We start from the raw sequence: 14451 nt of genomic DNA on the forward strand, positions 1-14451 counted from the left end.
TGTCTTTTCTTACTACGTTATAATGTAACAACAATAATATGTGAATTTCATCACAAATTTGAGCACGAGTTTTTGGTGTTTTCTGCAAACAATTATTTTTTATTGCTTGCCAAACGTAACAAAGCTTGGCTAAGCTTAGGGTCGCTCACAAAGTCAGCAGCACCTCGTAACATATCTTGAGTTTCTGGACTAAGTGTTCTTAAAGGCTTTTCGCTTTTTGGGGGCGTTTGAGATTCAACTCTTAAACGAACTTGAATTTTTTGTATGTCTTTCAGTTCATGCAGTTGTGACAGTTGAGTAATGTATTGCTTTTGCAAATAAGCAAGTTGACTGACCATCGCTTGATTCGTTCCAGTAATGGTTAAGACACCTTGTTGATAACAAACCACCTGCCATTGCTCTGGTTGCGGCAGTAAAGGTTGAATAAGTTTGCCAAGTTTCTGCCATGCAGCAACTTGGGTTGAGAGAAACGTTAGGTTTCCTGTTTTTATGTGTTTTCTTGTTTGTTGAAAGAGATTCACAGGTTCGGACATACATCATTCCTTCATGTTTATGCCCTAATCTTATGCGCTCCTTTCAGTAGATATCAAGGAAGAGATCACAAGGAACTTCAAGTAAGAACAGTTAAGAGGTTTTTTTATGCATTCGCGCCGTATTTTATTAGCGTTTTCACTGGCAGCTTCGGCAGCATCTGTCGCATTTGCTGATTTAGTTGAGTTAGATTCTCAAAATTCATCGACTGATCGTATTGAGCAATTAACCCGCACCTTGTCACAAGGTTCTTATACAGAAACACAAGACATTGATGTTCCTGCACAAACGCAGATGACCGTTAAGCTTCGTGAAAAGACTACAGAATTAAACAATGCGTCTTTAGCAAAAAAATACGGTACCAATACCAGCACCCGTTTTGCTTCTTCAAATCCTTATGCTTGGTTAGTGTCACATCCATTACCAAATGCACGTATTAGCTCGAACTATGGCGGTCGTGTCATGAGTGGTCGTGCTGAAAACCATTCAGGCTTAGACCTTGCTGCACCAAGCGGTACTCCAATTTATGCGACTGGCCCAGGTATTGTGACCAAGTCAGGCTGGGGCACAGGTTATGGTCAATATGTAGAAATTAACCACGGTAATGGTTATATCACGCGCTACGCACACGCTTCACGTTTAATTGCACGTGTGGGTGACCGTGTAGATGCAGGCGAACATATTGCCAACGTGGGTTGTACAGGTCGTTGTACAGGTCCTCACTTACATTATGAAGTAGTGAAAGATGGTCAACGTAAGAACCCTTCTACCTATTTAGCAATGTTGCCGTAATGTTTTGGCTAGAAATTCATGCTCTAGCCACACTCACTGTAAACTACACGTGAACTACAAATTAAAACATGAAATTAAAGCGGCAAAGGTCGCTTTTCTTTGTACTCACGTTTTAGCTTTTAGCAAAATCTAGTGAGACATTTCAGACATCAACTTATCACCTAAAAAAATAATAACACGCAGTATCTGCTTTATTGTATAAAAAACCGCCTAAATTGGCGGTTTTTTGTTATTTGCTGTAAGAGTATGTCAATCACTATTTATTTTCTAAATAGTATGCAGGATATGCATTTAAGATTAGCCATATCTACTAAAGTCTAAATTATGATACATATAAAGCATACGATTAGGCTTAGGAATAGTGAATTATGGCGTTTTACGGTGATACGGACTCACAAGAAACCCAAGAATGGCAAGACGCCTTTGATGCTGTGTTACAACATATGGGTACTGAACGGGCAGCATTTTTACTCGAAAAACTGTACCAACGTGCAATTGCAAAGCATGTACCCATTCAGCGATTAAATACTCCTTACCTCAATACCATTTCAGTGGAAGAACAACCTGCCATGCCGGGCGATCAGGATATGGAGCGTCGTATTCGCGCCCTGATTCGCTGGAATGCGTTGGCAATGGTATTGCGTGCCAATAAAACAGGTGATGATTTAGGTGGTCACCTTGCAAGTTTCGCATCTTCAGCCACATTATATGATGTTGGTTTTAACCATTTCTTCCGTGCCAATAGTGATCATTTTGGCGGTGATATGATCTACTACCAAGGTCACTGTGCACCCGGTATTTATGCCCGTTCATTTTTAGAAGGGCGTTTAACCGAAGATCAATTGAATAATTTCCGCCGTGAAGTGGGCGGTAACGGTTTACCTAGCTATCCACATCCTTATTTAATGCCTGACTATTGGCAGTTCCCAACGGTATCGATGGGTCTGGGTCCAATCATGTCAATTTATCAGGCACATATTCAAAAATATTTAATGAACCGCGGTTTAATTAAAGAAGAAGACCGTAAAGTCTGGGCATATCTAGGCGATGGTGAAATGGATGAGCCAGAAAGTTTGGGTGCAATTTCACTGGCAGGTCGTGAAAAGCTAGATAACCTGATTTGGGTGGTGAACTGTAACTTACAGCGTTTAGATGGCCCTGTACGCGGTAACGGTAAAATCATTCAAGAACTTGAGTCGTTATTCCGTGGCGCAGGTTGGCGCGTGATTAAAGTGGTCTGGGGGCGTCATTGGGATGCTTTATTGGACAAAGACGACACAGGTGCATTAAGAGCCATCATGGAAGAAGCGGTGGATGGTGATTATCAGCGCTTGCAAGTGAAAGGTGGTGCATACGCTCGTGAGAAATTCTTTGGTAAATATCCTGAAGCCAAAGAATTGGTCAAAGATTTAAGCGATGAAGATATTGATAACCTGAACCGTGGTGGTCACGATCCGTACAAAGTATTTGCGGCGTATGCTGAAGCATGTAAGGCCAAAGGTCAGCCAACGGTCATTTTAGCCAAAACTGTCAAAGGTTATGGTTTGTCTGATGAAATTGAAGCGGTGAACAAAACCCACCAAATCAAAAAAATGCAGTTGGATTCTTTAAAATATGTACGTGACCGCTTCAACTTGCCATTTAGCGATGAGCAACTTGAAGAAGTGCCGTTCTATCGTCCAAGTGAAAATTCGCCTGAATTGAAATATATGAAAGCGCGTCGCGAAGCGTTGGGTGGTTATTTGCCTGCGCGTCGTAAAGACAGCGAAGCTTTACAAATTCCTGAATTATCAGTTTTCGATTCAGTCTTGGCAGGTTCAGGTGGCAAAGAACAATCGACCACTATGGTGATGGTGCGTTTGATTTCTGCCCTGCTCAAAGAAAAAGCCATTAAAGACCGTGTGGTACCCATTGTACCCGATGAAGCACGTACTTTCGGTTTAGAAGGCATGTTCCGTCAACTGGGTATTTATGCCGCACATGGGCAAAAATACACCCCTGAAGACCAAGAACAATTGATGCATTATCGTGAAGCCAAAGACGGTCACATGCTGCAAGAAGGCATTAACGAAGCAGGTGCAATGAGTGCTTGGGCAGCTTTGGGTACCAGTTATTCGACCAATAACTTACCAATGATCCCAATGTATATGTATTACTCCATGTTTGGTTTCCAACGTATTGGGGATATTGCATGGGCGGCAGGTGATGCACAGGCGCAAGGTTTCTTGTTGGGTGCCACTGCAGGACGTACCACACTCAATGGTGAAGGCTTGCAACACCAAGATGGTCACTCGCATATTTTAGCCAATACTATTCCAAACTGTGTGTCCTATGACCCATGCTTTGGTTATGAGCTTGCCGTGATTGTGCATGATGGTTTGCAACGCATGTATGTCAATCAGGAGCGCGTGTTCTATTACCTCACCGTAATGAATGAAAACTACGAGCATCCTGAAATGCCACAAGGTGTGGAAGAAGGCATTAAGCGCGGCATGTATTTACTGCAGGAAGATGAAAAAGCCACGGTTCAATTGCTAGGTTCAGGTGTGATTTTGCGTGAAGTCATCAAAGCGGCGAAAATCTTGCGTGAAGAGTATCAAATCCACTCGAATGTCTACAGTGTGACCAGTTTTAATGAATTGGCGCGTGATGGTATGGCGTGTGAAGAATACAACCGTTTGCATCCATTGGCTGAAGAAAGCAAAGAGCCGTGGATCTCACAACAGTTACGTGGCAAAGATGGCATTGTCGTGTCTGCTACCGATCACATGCGCGCCTATAGCGAGCAAATTCGCGGTTACTTGCCAGACAATCGTCCATTTGTTGCCTTAGGTACCGATGGTTATGGTCGTTCCGATACCCGCGGTAACTTGCGTAGCTACTTTGGGGTCGATGCTGCACACATTGTGGTAGCCACCTTGAAAAAACTGGCTGATGAAGGCGAAGTCGATGCGCGTTTGGTCAAAGATGCAATCTCGACATTTGAGTTAGATACAGATCGTCCTGTCGCGTGGGCACCGCAAGCGGTTCCTGAAGTACAAGCGGTTGCTGACTACAAAGAGGAGCACTGATCATGCAAATTCAAACGCCTGATATTGGTGTCGATAAAGCCACTGTTGCAGATATTCTTGTCAAAGTTGGCGACACGATTGCAGTTGATGACAGCATTGTCCTATTGGAATCAGACAAAGCCTCTGTTGAAGTACCCAGCACCGTTGCAGGGGTGGTGAAAAGTATTTTGGTACAACAAGGCGATGAAGTGACTGAAGGTGCGGTGCTGATTGAGTTGGAAACTGAAGCTCAAACGGCAGCTGCTACAGAAGTTGCTGCACCGCAAGCCCAAGTAGATGCTGCACCGAAGCAAGATGCTGAACCAGTGATCGCTGCAGAACCAAGCTCAGCGACATCAAACACTGCGCAAGAAGTAGATGTACAAGTACCTGACATTGGCGTGGAAAAAGCCGTTGTTGGGGAAATTTTAGTACAAGTCGGCGATGCGATTGATGTTGATCAAAGCATTATTGTGGTGGAGTCGGACAAAGCCACAGTAGAAGTGCCGAGTACGGTGTCGGGTACAGTTACCGCTATCCAAATCAATACGGGTGATACCGTAAAAGAAGGTGTGGTGATTCTGAAAGTGAAAACCGCCGCTGCTGCAGTCACACAGGTGGAAACACCTCAAGTGGCATCAGCAGAAGCGGCTGCTGCAACAGCGAGCGCAGCAACTGCATCGGCACCACAAACAACAGCATCAGCACAGGTTGAAGTCGCAGTGCCTGATTTAGGGGTCGATAAAGCCACAGTGGCAGAAATTTTGGTACAAGTGGGCGATACGGTTGCTGCTGACCAAAGTTTGATTGTGGTGGAATCAGACAAGGCTACGGTAGAAGTGCCAAGTACTACTGCAGGCGTGATTCAAGCGATTCATGTAGAATTAGGACAAAGTGTTGCGCAGGGCAATGCATTAGTGACGATAGTAACTGCAAGCGCAGCTGCACCAACAGCAGTTGCAGCAGCTCAAGTTGCCTCTGCACCAAGTACATCGCCAGCAGTCAGTGCTGCATCTACAGCACAAAGCACGACAGTTGCAGCAAGCGCGCATACGAATGTAGACAAATTGAGTAAGGCGCAACATGAAGCCAATGCAAAAGTGTATGCAGGCCCTGCTGTGCGTAAACTGGCACGTGAGTTGGGTGTTGTTTTAGCAGATGTAAACGCCACTGGCCCACATGCGCGTGTACTCAAAGAAGACTTGAAGGCTTATGTCAAAGCGCGTCTTACTGCGCCGCAGACTGTTCCTGTCGCTGCTACAACACAGCAAGTTACAGGTTTGCCAAAGCTACCTGACTTTAGTGCATTTGGTGGTGTGGAAGAAAAAGATTTGACGCGCTTACAACAAGTGTCAATTCCGCAATTGTCCCTGAACAATTACATCCCACAAGTCACGCAATTTGATTTGGCCGATATTACCGAGCTAGAAGCGTGGCGCGGTGAATTGAAAGCCAACTTCAAAAAAGAAGGTGTCAGCCTGACCATTTTGGCGTTCATTGCCAAAGCAGTAGCGCATTTGCTGAAAGATGAGCCATATTTCGCTGCGCATCTGGCAGATGATCAAAAGTCTGTGCTGCTGCGTAAAGAAATCCACATGGGCATTGCGGTGGCAACCCCTGATGGTTTAACCGTGCCTGTGCTACGCAATCCAGATCAGAAATCGATTAAACAAATTGCGATCGAACTGGGCGAGTTGAGCCAAAAAGCGCGTGATAAAAAGTTGTCGCCTAAAGATTTACAAGGTGCAAACTTTACCATCACCAGTTTAGGTTCGATTGGCGGTACGGCATTTACGCCGTTGGTGAACTGGCCGCAGGTTGCGATTTTGGGTATTTCACCAGCGACCATGCAGCCTGTCTGGAATGGTGAAGGCTTTGATCCGCGCTTGATGTTGCCATTGTCATTGTCGTATGACCATCGGGTAATTAATGGCGCAGATGCAGCACGTTTTACCCATAAACTGACCCAGTTGTTGGCAGATATTCGTAGCTTGCTGCTCTAAACTCAGAAAAGCTTTATAAAACCCTGCTGCGGCAGGGTTTTTTGTCACTGCCGTTATTCGGCTAAATTTGCTTAACCGCAGTATTCCGTTTAGAATAGCTGTACTTCATTGGGGAGTAGCCGCTTTTTACTAATTTCTGTTTCAACTGAATGCAGTAAAAAGGTGATGGTCAACATATTTGTTCCACAGAACATGGTCATCATAGCAAAGAACCAAGTCTGCTTTTTCAAGCTTTCTTTTGTTGGCAAGACCTTTGATTTATCACTCTGCAGATTTTGGCTAGCAGGAGGGATAGGTCATTGGTATGTGTGCTAGCCAGAGAAAAACATCATGTATGAATTCCTCATCTCGACTGCCATTGTCGCCTTAGCCGAAATGGGTGATAAAACCCAACTATTGGCTTTATTACTCGCGGCACGTTTTCGTAAACCTGCTCCAATCTTGGTTGCTATTTTACTGGCAACACTCATTAACCACGGACTTTCTGCAGTTTTAGGGCAGTGGATTACCACGGTACTTAGCCCAGAAATTTTATTGTGGATTTTGTCTTTAGGTTTTATTGGCATGGCGATTTGGATGCTTATTCCAGACCAGCTAGATGATGAAACTGAAAGCATCAACAAGTGGCAAAAATACGGTGTATTTGGCGCGACCTTTGTATTGTTCTTTTTGGCAGAAATTGGCGATAAAACTCAAATTGCCACAGTGGCTTTAGCCGCACGTTATGACAGCGTGTTTTGGGTCATGCTTGGAACCACTTTGGGGATGATGCTGGCCAATGCACCTGCGGTATTTATTGGCAATAAATTAGCGACCCGATTGCCAATTGCTTTAATTCATAAAATTGGTGCACTGATTTTCCTAATTATTGGTGTGTCGACTTTGGCGCAACATTATTTATTCTAAATTATTCATTAAAATGCATAAATCCTGAGCAAACTGCTCGGGATTTATTTATGTGAATGGTACTGCAATTCACTGATATTTCAGATAATCTGAGCCATTTTATTTATTGTAACTTTCCATAAATAGCTATATGTTATTCAATGATAGAAAATCTATTTTTAAAATGAAAAAATTGGGGATTGGTTATGGCATTTGACCGTACAACATCGCAGGTCTTATTTGATAATGGGACACATAAATGTATTAGTTTTACCAGTTTGGTCAAAGGTGAAGGTGTTCAGGCCAACCAATTTCTGATCATTGATAATAACCGTGCCGCAGTGCTAGACCCAGGTGGCGACCTGACCTATGTACCACTGACCATGGAATTAAACAAATATACCCGTTTGACCAATCTTGACTATGTCATGGCATCGCACCAAGACCCAGACATCATCACTTCAATGCCGCGTTGGTTGGTCTATACCGAAGCAAAAATCGTAGCATCAAAATTGTGGGCGCGTTTCTTGCCGCACTTAAGCTCATCTTTTATGAGCGACCGTATGAAAGGCAACTGGTTAGATCGTTTGGTGGAACTGCCAGATGAAGGTCAGGCAATTCCTTTGGGCGAGTCTAAAATTATTGCTGTGCCTGCGCATTTCTTACACTCTGTTGGTAATTTCCAGTTTTATGATCCTATCGCCAAAATTTTATTTTCTGGTGATATGGGTGCGTCAATGGTGGAAGATGCTTCAATTCCATTGACTGATTTTGCTGCGCATATTCCTGCGATGAAAGGTTTCCATCAGCGCTATATGTGTTCCAATAAAGTGATTCGCCTATGGGTGAATATGGTACGCACCATGGACGTTGAAATGATTGTGCCGCAACACGGTACGCCATTTGTGGGCAAAGAACAGGTGAACCAATTCCTAGACTGGATTGAAACATTGGAATGTGGCGTCGATTTGATGGATGAACACGTTTTTAGCTGCCCTGAATAAGCGACAAAAAAGCTGAAAAAACTGTAAAAAAAACTTGAGTGCAAAAACAACTTTTTTTAAGATTTTCGCCCAAAAACGATTTTTTTGATGACGAGAACTTAACGAATGTTGTCTCAAGTACCTACAGCCGATGCCTGCTTAAGCTGCGGCGCGTGTTGCGCTTATTTCCGTGTTTCATTTTATTGGGCTGAAGGCATGAATATGCCTGAGCACTACACGGAACCAGTAACAGCAGTCTATTCATGCATGTGTGGTACCAATCAGAGTCAGCCGCGTTGTGTCGCTTTAGAAGGTGAAGTTGGACAGCAAGTGAGCTGCGGGATTTATGAATTACGCAGCAGCTCTTGTAAAGAAGTGCAAATTGCCGATGATCAATGCAATAAAGCACGTCGTGCGCATAACATGATTCCATTTGTGCAAGTCGATCCAGCCATTTCTGTGAATGATGATGACTTCGATCAAGTGGTTTAATGGTGCTTTAAGTTGTTGATCGCAATCCAGATTGGAAAAGCAAAGCTGCGGCTTTGCTTTTTTTGTGGCTCAATTTTGGGTAGATAGCCAAATCATGATTCAGATTGAAGCGGCTTTATCTGCCTGAAAAATGAAACCTCGCAAGTTTTAAACTTGCGTGGCTAAAAAGCAAACTAGGAGTGAAAACCTCAATTTTTAGATGAAAATTACCGATTTTTTCATGCTGCATCCCCCAGAAGGGCAGAATAAAAAATATTTCTTAGAGAACAAATGAAATTTGTGCCCAGATTTGTTTATAATGGCTCACGGAAATTACCAGTGAGACTGTTATGCTGACCATCGTTCAAGAAGCGTTAACCTTCGATGATGTCTTATTACTCCCTGCCTATTCTACTGTTCTCCCAAAAGATGTCTCCTTAAAGACACGTTTTACGCGCGGCATTGACCTGAATATTCCTTTGGTTTCAGCAGCAATGGATACGGTGACTGAATCTCGTATGGCAATTGCGATGGCGCAAAACGGTGGTATTGGTATTTTGCATAAAAACATGGACATCGTTGCGCAAGCAGCCGAAGTGCGCCGTGTGAAAAAATTTGAAGCGGGTATGGTGAAAGACCCGATTACCGTAACGCCAGAAACTACAGTACGTGAATTGATTGCGCTGACTCAAGCCAATAATATTAGCGGTGTACCTGTAGTAAAAGATGGCAAAGTTGTCGGTATTGTGACAGGACGTGATACACGTTTTGAAACCAACCTTGAACAACCTGTCAGCAATATCATGACAGGTCAAGATCGTTTAGTGACAGTACGCGAAGACGAATCTAAAGAAAACATTCAAGCTTTATTGCAACAGCATCGTATTGAAAAAGTCTTGGTGGTGAATGACCAGCAGGAATTAAAAGGCTTAATTACGGTCACTGATTTCCGTAAAGCAGAATTGTATCCAAACAGCTGTAAAGATGACTTAGGTCGTTTACGCGTGGGTGCTGCAGTGGGTACAGGCGCAGAAACACCAAGCCGTGTAGAAGCATTGGTTGAAGCAGGTGTCGATGCGATTGTGGTTGATACTGCACACGGTCACTCTGCAGGCGTAATTGAGCGTGTACGTTGGGTAAAAGCTAACTATCCACAAGTTCAAGTAATTGGCGGTAACATTGCAACTGGCGATGCTGCTTTGGCATTGTTAGATGCAGGCGCAGACGCAGTGAAAGTGGGGATTGGCCCAGGTTCAATCTGTACCACACGTATTGTGGCAGGTATTGGTATGCCGCAAATCTCTGCAATTGACGCTGTTGCCAATGCATTGAAAGAACAGATTCCATTAATTGCCGATGGTGGTATTCGCTTCTCTGGTGATATGGCCAAAGCGATTGGTGCAGGTGCAAGTACCATTATGGTGGGTTCATTGCTTGCTGGTACTGAAGAAGCACCGGGCGAAGTTGAATTCTTCCAAGGTCGTTACTACAAAGCATACCGTGGTATGGGTTCATTGGGTGCAATGGCGGGTGCAACAGGTTCTGCAGACCGTTATTTCCAAGACTCGAAAGCAGGTGCAGAAAAACTTGTACCAGAAGGTATTGAAGGTCGTGTACCGTACAAAGGCCCAATGGGCAACATCGTGCATCAGATGATGGGTGGTTTACGTTCATCTATGGGTTATACAGGTTCTTCAACCATTGAAGATCTACGCCAAAATGCTAAATTCGTGAAAATTACTGCAGCAGGTATGCAGGAATCTCACGTGCATGATGTGACGATTACTAAAGAAGCGCCGAACTATCGCGTTGGTTAATATGAACTATCGCGTTGGTTGATATTTAGTAGCATTTTCAAATAAAAGCCGTCATCAATGTGACGGCTTTTTCATTTTTGGTGTAAAGTAACTCGCAGTAAAAAAGTGATGATAAAGATCACCCCTAAGAAGTGAGAACAATATGAGTTATTTTGGTACAGACGGCATTCGAGGGAAGTTTGGAGAGTTACCAATTACACCTGATTTTGCATTAAAACTAGGTTTTGCAGCAGGTAAAGTTTTAAAAAAACACACCAAAAAAAATAAACCTATTGTGGTATTAGGTAAAGATACACGTCTTTCAGGCTATATTTTAGAAGCAGCATTACAAGCGGGTTTAAATGCCGCAGGTGTCTATGTGCATTTGCTCGGCCCATTGCCGACGCCCGCTATTGCGCACTTAACCCGCGCTTTGCATGCCAGTTTAGGCATTGTGATTTCAGCATCGCATAATCCGTATTTTGATAACGGGATTAAATTTTTCTCGGGCGAAGGGAAAAAGCTGCCAGATGCCTTGCAAGAAGAAATTAACCAAGAATTGCAGCAAGAATTAAAAATTGATGATACGGCCAACTTGGGTAAAAGCGTTCGTGTTAAAGATGCCAATGGGCGTTACATCGAGTTTTGTAAATCGACCTTTCCATATCATTTAGATTTAAATGACCTCACCATTGTGGTCGATTGCGCCAATGGTGCTGCCTACAATGTTGGCCCTGCGGTATTCCGTGAATTAGGTGGGAAAGTGATTGCCATTCACAATGAGCCAAATGGTTTAAACATCAACGAAAATTGCGGCTCAACCCATCCTGAAAGTTTGCAAAAAGCAGTGCTTGAGCATCAGGCGGACTTGGGTGTTGCATTTGATGGTGATGCAGACCGTGTGATTTTGGTGGATAGTCAAGGCAAGCAAATTGATGGTGACCACATTTTATATATTCTTGCCACACAAGGCTCGAAAAAACCTGCAGGTATTGTTGGGACGTTAATGAGCAATATGGCGCTGGAATTGGCGTTAGAAAAAGCCCAAGTACCATTACTCCGTGCCAATGTCGGTGACCGTTACGTGCTACAAGGTCTGGAAGAAAATGGCTGGGTTATTGGTGGTGAGCCATCGGGGCATATTTTGACTTTGGACAAGAGCACCACAGGTGATGCAATTATTGCTGCCTTGCAAGTGTTAACGGTGATGGTCGAACAAAATAAAGCCCTACATGAATTGGTGGCAGATTTTAAACTGTTGCCAAATGTGCTGGAAAACGTGCGCTTAGCAAATATGTTTGATCCGTATACCGTTCCTGCCTTGGTGGAAGAGTTTGACCGTGCTACGGAACAGCTGAAAGGTCGTGGACGCTTATTGATTCGTAAATCGGGCACTGAACCTGTGATTCGTGTCATGGTGGAAGGTGATGATTTGGCTGAAGTGAAGGCAATGGCGAAAGATTTAGCAGATGCTGTACGTCGTCATGCCGTCTAAAAGGGGGGTAAATCGTGAGTGATTTAATTAAAGATTTAAGTGAGCTGCGTTTAAGTTACCAAAAAGGTGAATTGCTAGAAGCACAGGTCAGTGCCAATCCGCATATTCAGTTTTTGAATTGGTTTAACCATGCCTTAGAAGCCAAGCTGCATGAACCGTATGCGATGTCATTGGCGACTGCCAATGCGCAAGGTCGTCCGCATGTGCGTACTGTGTTGCTGCGTGGAGCCACCGAAGCAGGCTATGACTTTTATACCAATTATGACAGTCAAAAAGGGTTGGATTTAGCGGCCAATCCTTATGCTGAATTGTTATTTTACTGGCCTGAACTGGAACGTCAGATTCGTGTCAGTGGCTATGTCGAAAAAATTGATGAGCAAGAATCGACTGCGTATTATCACAAACGCCCGCGTGATAATCAGATCGCTGCGCATATTAGCACTCCGCAAAGTGGTGTGATTGCCAGTCGTGAAGAACTACAGGCGCGTTTCCAAGACTTGCATGCCCAAGTGGGTGATCAATCTGAATTGCAAAAACCCGTATTTTGGGGTGGCTACCGCTTGCAGTCTGATTATTACGAATTTTGGCAAGGCCGTCCGAACCGTTTGCATGACCGCTTAGCTTATGAAAAAATTGAAGGTGACTGGAAACTACAACGCTTGATGCCTTAAATGACTGGAAATTATGTCAAAAATTCTAATAAAGCAAAGACCTTTACTTACACGCCCTGAAAACTTTCAGGGCGTCTCTACATTTGTTGCCCAAATTTTAGCGCGCCGTGGCGTTGCGTCTGAGCAGGAGCTGGAACTTAAACTGAAGCACTTGCTTGCTCCAAGCATGAAAGGTCTACCAGAAGCAATTCAGCTGATGGATCAGGCGATTGATCAGCAGAAAAAAATTGTAATTGTGGGCGATTACGATGCCGATGGCGCGACCAGTACCACACTTATGATTTTGGCATTGCGCGAAATGGGCGCACACGTGCAGTATTTAGTACCTGACCGTTTTAAATATGGTTATGGCTTAACCCCCGCCATTGCCGATTTGGCTTTTGAGCGTTATGCACCTGATTTATTAATTACGGTAGATAACGGAATTTCCAGTCATGAAGGTGTGGAGCGTGCGCAAGCTTTGGGGATGCAGGTCATCATTACCGATCACCACCTCACCACAAAAGCCACTCCAAATGCAGAGGCTGTGGTGAATCCGAATCAATTGGGTTGTGATTTCCCAAGTAAAGCCTTGGCAGGTGTGGGCGTGGCATTTTATGTGTTGGCCAACTTATCCAGTCAGCGTAAAAAACAGGGTAAATCTGCTGCAAATTTAACGCAATATTTAGATTTGGTGGCTTTGGGCACCTATGCCGATGTCGCTAGTCTGGATTATAACAACCGTATTTTGGTGGATGCAGGCTTGAAACGGATACAGCAGAATTTATGTCGTCCTGGGATTAGCGCATTGCTGGATTTGGCAGGACGTGAACCCGCACAGCTCAAAGCGCAGGATTTGGGTTTTGTCTTGGGGCCACGTATCAATGCTGCAGGGCGCATGGAAACCATGGACATTGGAATCGAGTGTTTACTGGCAGCGGATATGCAAAGTGCTTATGCTTTGGCGCGTCAGTTAAATGCTTTGAATCAGGAACGCCGTCAGGTTGAAGGGCAAATTAAACAGGATGCGCTGGCAGAGTTGGAAAAGCTGCAGTTAGATCAAAGCGATTTACCGCATGCCTTGATCATGTTTGAAGAACATTGGCACCAAGGTGTAATTGGAATTGTTGCAGGACGCTTAAAGGAACAGTTTCATCGCCCTGCGATTGTATTTGCTGCCGATGAAGATGGTGAGCATATTAAAGGCTCTGCCCGTTCAATTGAGGGGATTCACATACGTGACACCATTGAATTGGTTGCAGAGCAATATCCACATTTGGTGAGTCATTTTGGTGGACATGCGGCTGCGGCAGGTTTGACCATAAAAAAGGTGCACTTTGCAGAATTTAAACAGGTCTTTGAACAGATCATTGCGCAAATGGATGCGGATTTATTTCATGCTGTGCTATGGACAGATGGTGAATTGCCGCAAGAAGCTTTTGATTTACACACGGTAGATTTATTACAGCATTTGGCGCCGTGGGGACAAAAGTTTCCGCAGCCTGTGTTTGAGGGACGGTTTAAAGTGGTTGATTTTAGATGGTTGAAGGACGCTCATTTAAAATTGCGTTTGGCATTGGACAATGGACAAGTGGTTGATGCGATTGCGTTTGGTGCTAAAGATAAATTTGAATTTAACCCGATGCGGGATGATGTGCGTTTGGTTTATGAGTTAGAGCGCAATGTGTTTAATGGCAATGTGAGTTTGCAGTTGCAGATTGTGCATTTGGAGCAGTAATCCAAATAAAAAAATCCGCTCAAATTTGAGCGGATTTTTTTGCTTTTAATGTGAGGG

General features: G+C 44.0%; 11 protein-coding genes and 1 riboswitch. Of the genes, 10 read left to right on the plus strand and 1 reads right to left on the minus strand.

All coding sequences use genetic code 11. The features are described 5' to 3' along the window. Positions 1–92: 92 nt before the first annotated feature. Positions 93–533 (minus strand): DciA family protein, encoded by a 441-nt coding sequence (locus tag FTU92_RS11510; RefSeq protein ID WP_004974242.1) that lies wholly within the window; start codon positions 531–533, stop codon positions 93–95. 106 nt (positions 534–639) lie between these two features. Between FTU92_RS11510 and FTU92_RS11515 the strand changes: the two genes are divergently transcribed. The 10 genes from FTU92_RS11515 to recJ all read left to right on the plus strand — a co-directional run bounded on the left by FTU92_RS11515 (position 640) and on the right by recJ (position 14394). Beyond that, positions 640–1323 (plus strand): M23 family metallopeptidase, encoded by a 684-nt coding sequence (locus FTU92_RS11515; RefSeq protein ID WP_004974246.1) that lies wholly within the window; start codon positions 640–642, stop codon positions 1321–1323. A 368-nt stretch (positions 1324–1691) separates the two neighbouring features. Further along, positions 1692–4394: a pyruvate dehydrogenase (acetyl-transferring), homodimeric type gene (gene aceE / locus FTU92_RS11520; RefSeq protein WP_096901655.1), complete on the plus strand. Its 2703-nt coding sequence runs from the start codon at positions 1692–1694 to the stop codon at positions 4392–4394. A gap of 2 nt (positions 4395–4396) precedes the next feature. Further along, positions 4397–6376 (plus strand): 2-oxo acid dehydrogenase subunit E2, encoded by a 1980-nt coding sequence (locus FTU92_RS11525; protein WP_179988751.1) that lies wholly within the window; start codon positions 4397–4399, stop codon positions 6374–6376. A 98-nt stretch (positions 6377–6474) separates the two neighbouring features. After that, positions 6475–6634: riboswitch (yybP-ykoY riboswitch) on the plus strand. Between the two features lie 72 nt (positions 6635–6706). Further along, positions 6707–7282, plus strand: coding sequence for a TMEM165/GDT1 family protein (locus tag FTU92_RS11530; protein ID WP_004974251.1), 576 nt, complete (start codon positions 6707–6709; stop codon positions 7280–7282). Positions 7283–7467: 185 nt separating this feature from the next. Then, on the plus strand, positions 7468–8265 hold the full coding sequence (locus FTU92_RS11535) for an MBL fold metallo-hydrolase (protein WP_004974253.1): 798 nt from the start codon (positions 7468–7470) through the stop codon (positions 8263–8265). A 105-nt stretch (positions 8266–8370) separates the two neighbouring features. After that, complete coding sequence (locus FTU92_RS11540; protein ID WP_004974255.1) at positions 8371–8736, plus strand: YkgJ family cysteine cluster protein; 366 nt, start codon at positions 8371–8373, stop codon at positions 8734–8736. 329 nt (positions 8737–9065) lie between these two features. After that, positions 9066–10532 carry an IMP dehydrogenase gene (gene guaB, locus FTU92_RS11545; RefSeq protein WP_004974257.1) on the plus strand — a complete coding sequence of 489 codons (1467 nt, stop codon included), beginning with the start codon at positions 9066–9068 and terminating at the stop codon, positions 10530–10532. Between the two features lie 142 nt (positions 10533–10674). Then, complete coding sequence (gene glmM, locus FTU92_RS11550; protein WP_179988750.1) at positions 10675–12006, plus strand: phosphoglucosamine mutase; 1332 nt, start codon at positions 10675–10677, stop codon at positions 12004–12006. Positions 12007–12020: 14 nt separating this feature from the next. Continuing rightward, positions 12021–12677, plus strand: a complete 657-nt coding sequence (gene pdxH / locus FTU92_RS11555; protein ID WP_179988749.1) for a pyridoxamine 5'-phosphate oxidase — start codon at positions 12021–12023, stop codon at positions 12675–12677. A gap of 13 nt (positions 12678–12690) precedes the next feature. Then, on the plus strand, positions 12691–14394 hold the full coding sequence (recJ, locus tag FTU92_RS11560) for a single-stranded-DNA-specific exonuclease RecJ (RefSeq protein ID WP_131261205.1): 1704 nt from the start codon (positions 12691–12693) through the stop codon (positions 14392–14394). The last annotated feature ends 57 nt before the right edge of the window (positions 14395–14451 follow it).

Origin of the sequence: Acinetobacter sp. YH12205, assembly GCF_013418125.1 — a bacterium.
In the GTDB taxonomy this organism is placed as follows: domain Bacteria; phylum Pseudomonadota; class Gammaproteobacteria; order Pseudomonadales; family Moraxellaceae; genus Acinetobacter; species Acinetobacter towneri.

Excerpts from the sequence above, each read along its gene's own strand:
- FTU92_RS11535 (WP_004974253.1), top strand. The coding sequence starts at position 7,468 with ATGGCATTTGACCGTACAACATCGCAGGTCTTATTTGATAATGGGACA.
- FTU92_RS11525 (WP_179988751.1), top strand. The coding sequence starts at position 4,397 with ATGCAAATTCAAACGCCTGATATTGGTGTCGATAAAGCCACTGTTGCA.
- FTU92_RS11530 (WP_004974251.1), top strand. The coding sequence starts at position 6,707 with ATGTATGAATTCCTCATCTCGACTGCCATTGTCGCCTTAGCCGAAATG.
- recJ (WP_131261205.1), top strand. The coding sequence starts at position 12,691 with ATGTCAAAAATTCTAATAAAGCAAAGACCTTTACTTACACGCCCTGAA.
- FTU92_RS11515 (WP_004974246.1), top strand. The coding sequence starts at position 640 with ATGCATTCGCGCCGTATTTTATTAGCGTTTTCACTGGCAGCTTCGGCA.
- FTU92_RS11510 (WP_004974242.1), bottom strand. The coding sequence starts at position 533 with ATGTCCGAACCTGTGAATCTCTTTCAACAAACAAGAAAACACATAAAA.
- aceE (WP_096901655.1), top strand. The coding sequence starts at position 1,692 with ATGGCGTTTTACGGTGATACGGACTCACAAGAAACCCAAGAATGGCAA.
- glmM (WP_179988750.1), top strand. The coding sequence starts at position 10,675 with ATGAGTTATTTTGGTACAGACGGCATTCGAGGGAAGTTTGGAGAGTTA.
- guaB (WP_004974257.1), top strand. The coding sequence starts at position 9,066 with ATGCTGACCATCGTTCAAGAAGCGTTAACCTTCGATGATGTCTTATTA.
- FTU92_RS11540 (WP_004974255.1), top strand. The coding sequence starts at position 8,371 with ATGTTGTCTCAAGTACCTACAGCCGATGCCTGCTTAAGCTGCGGCGCG.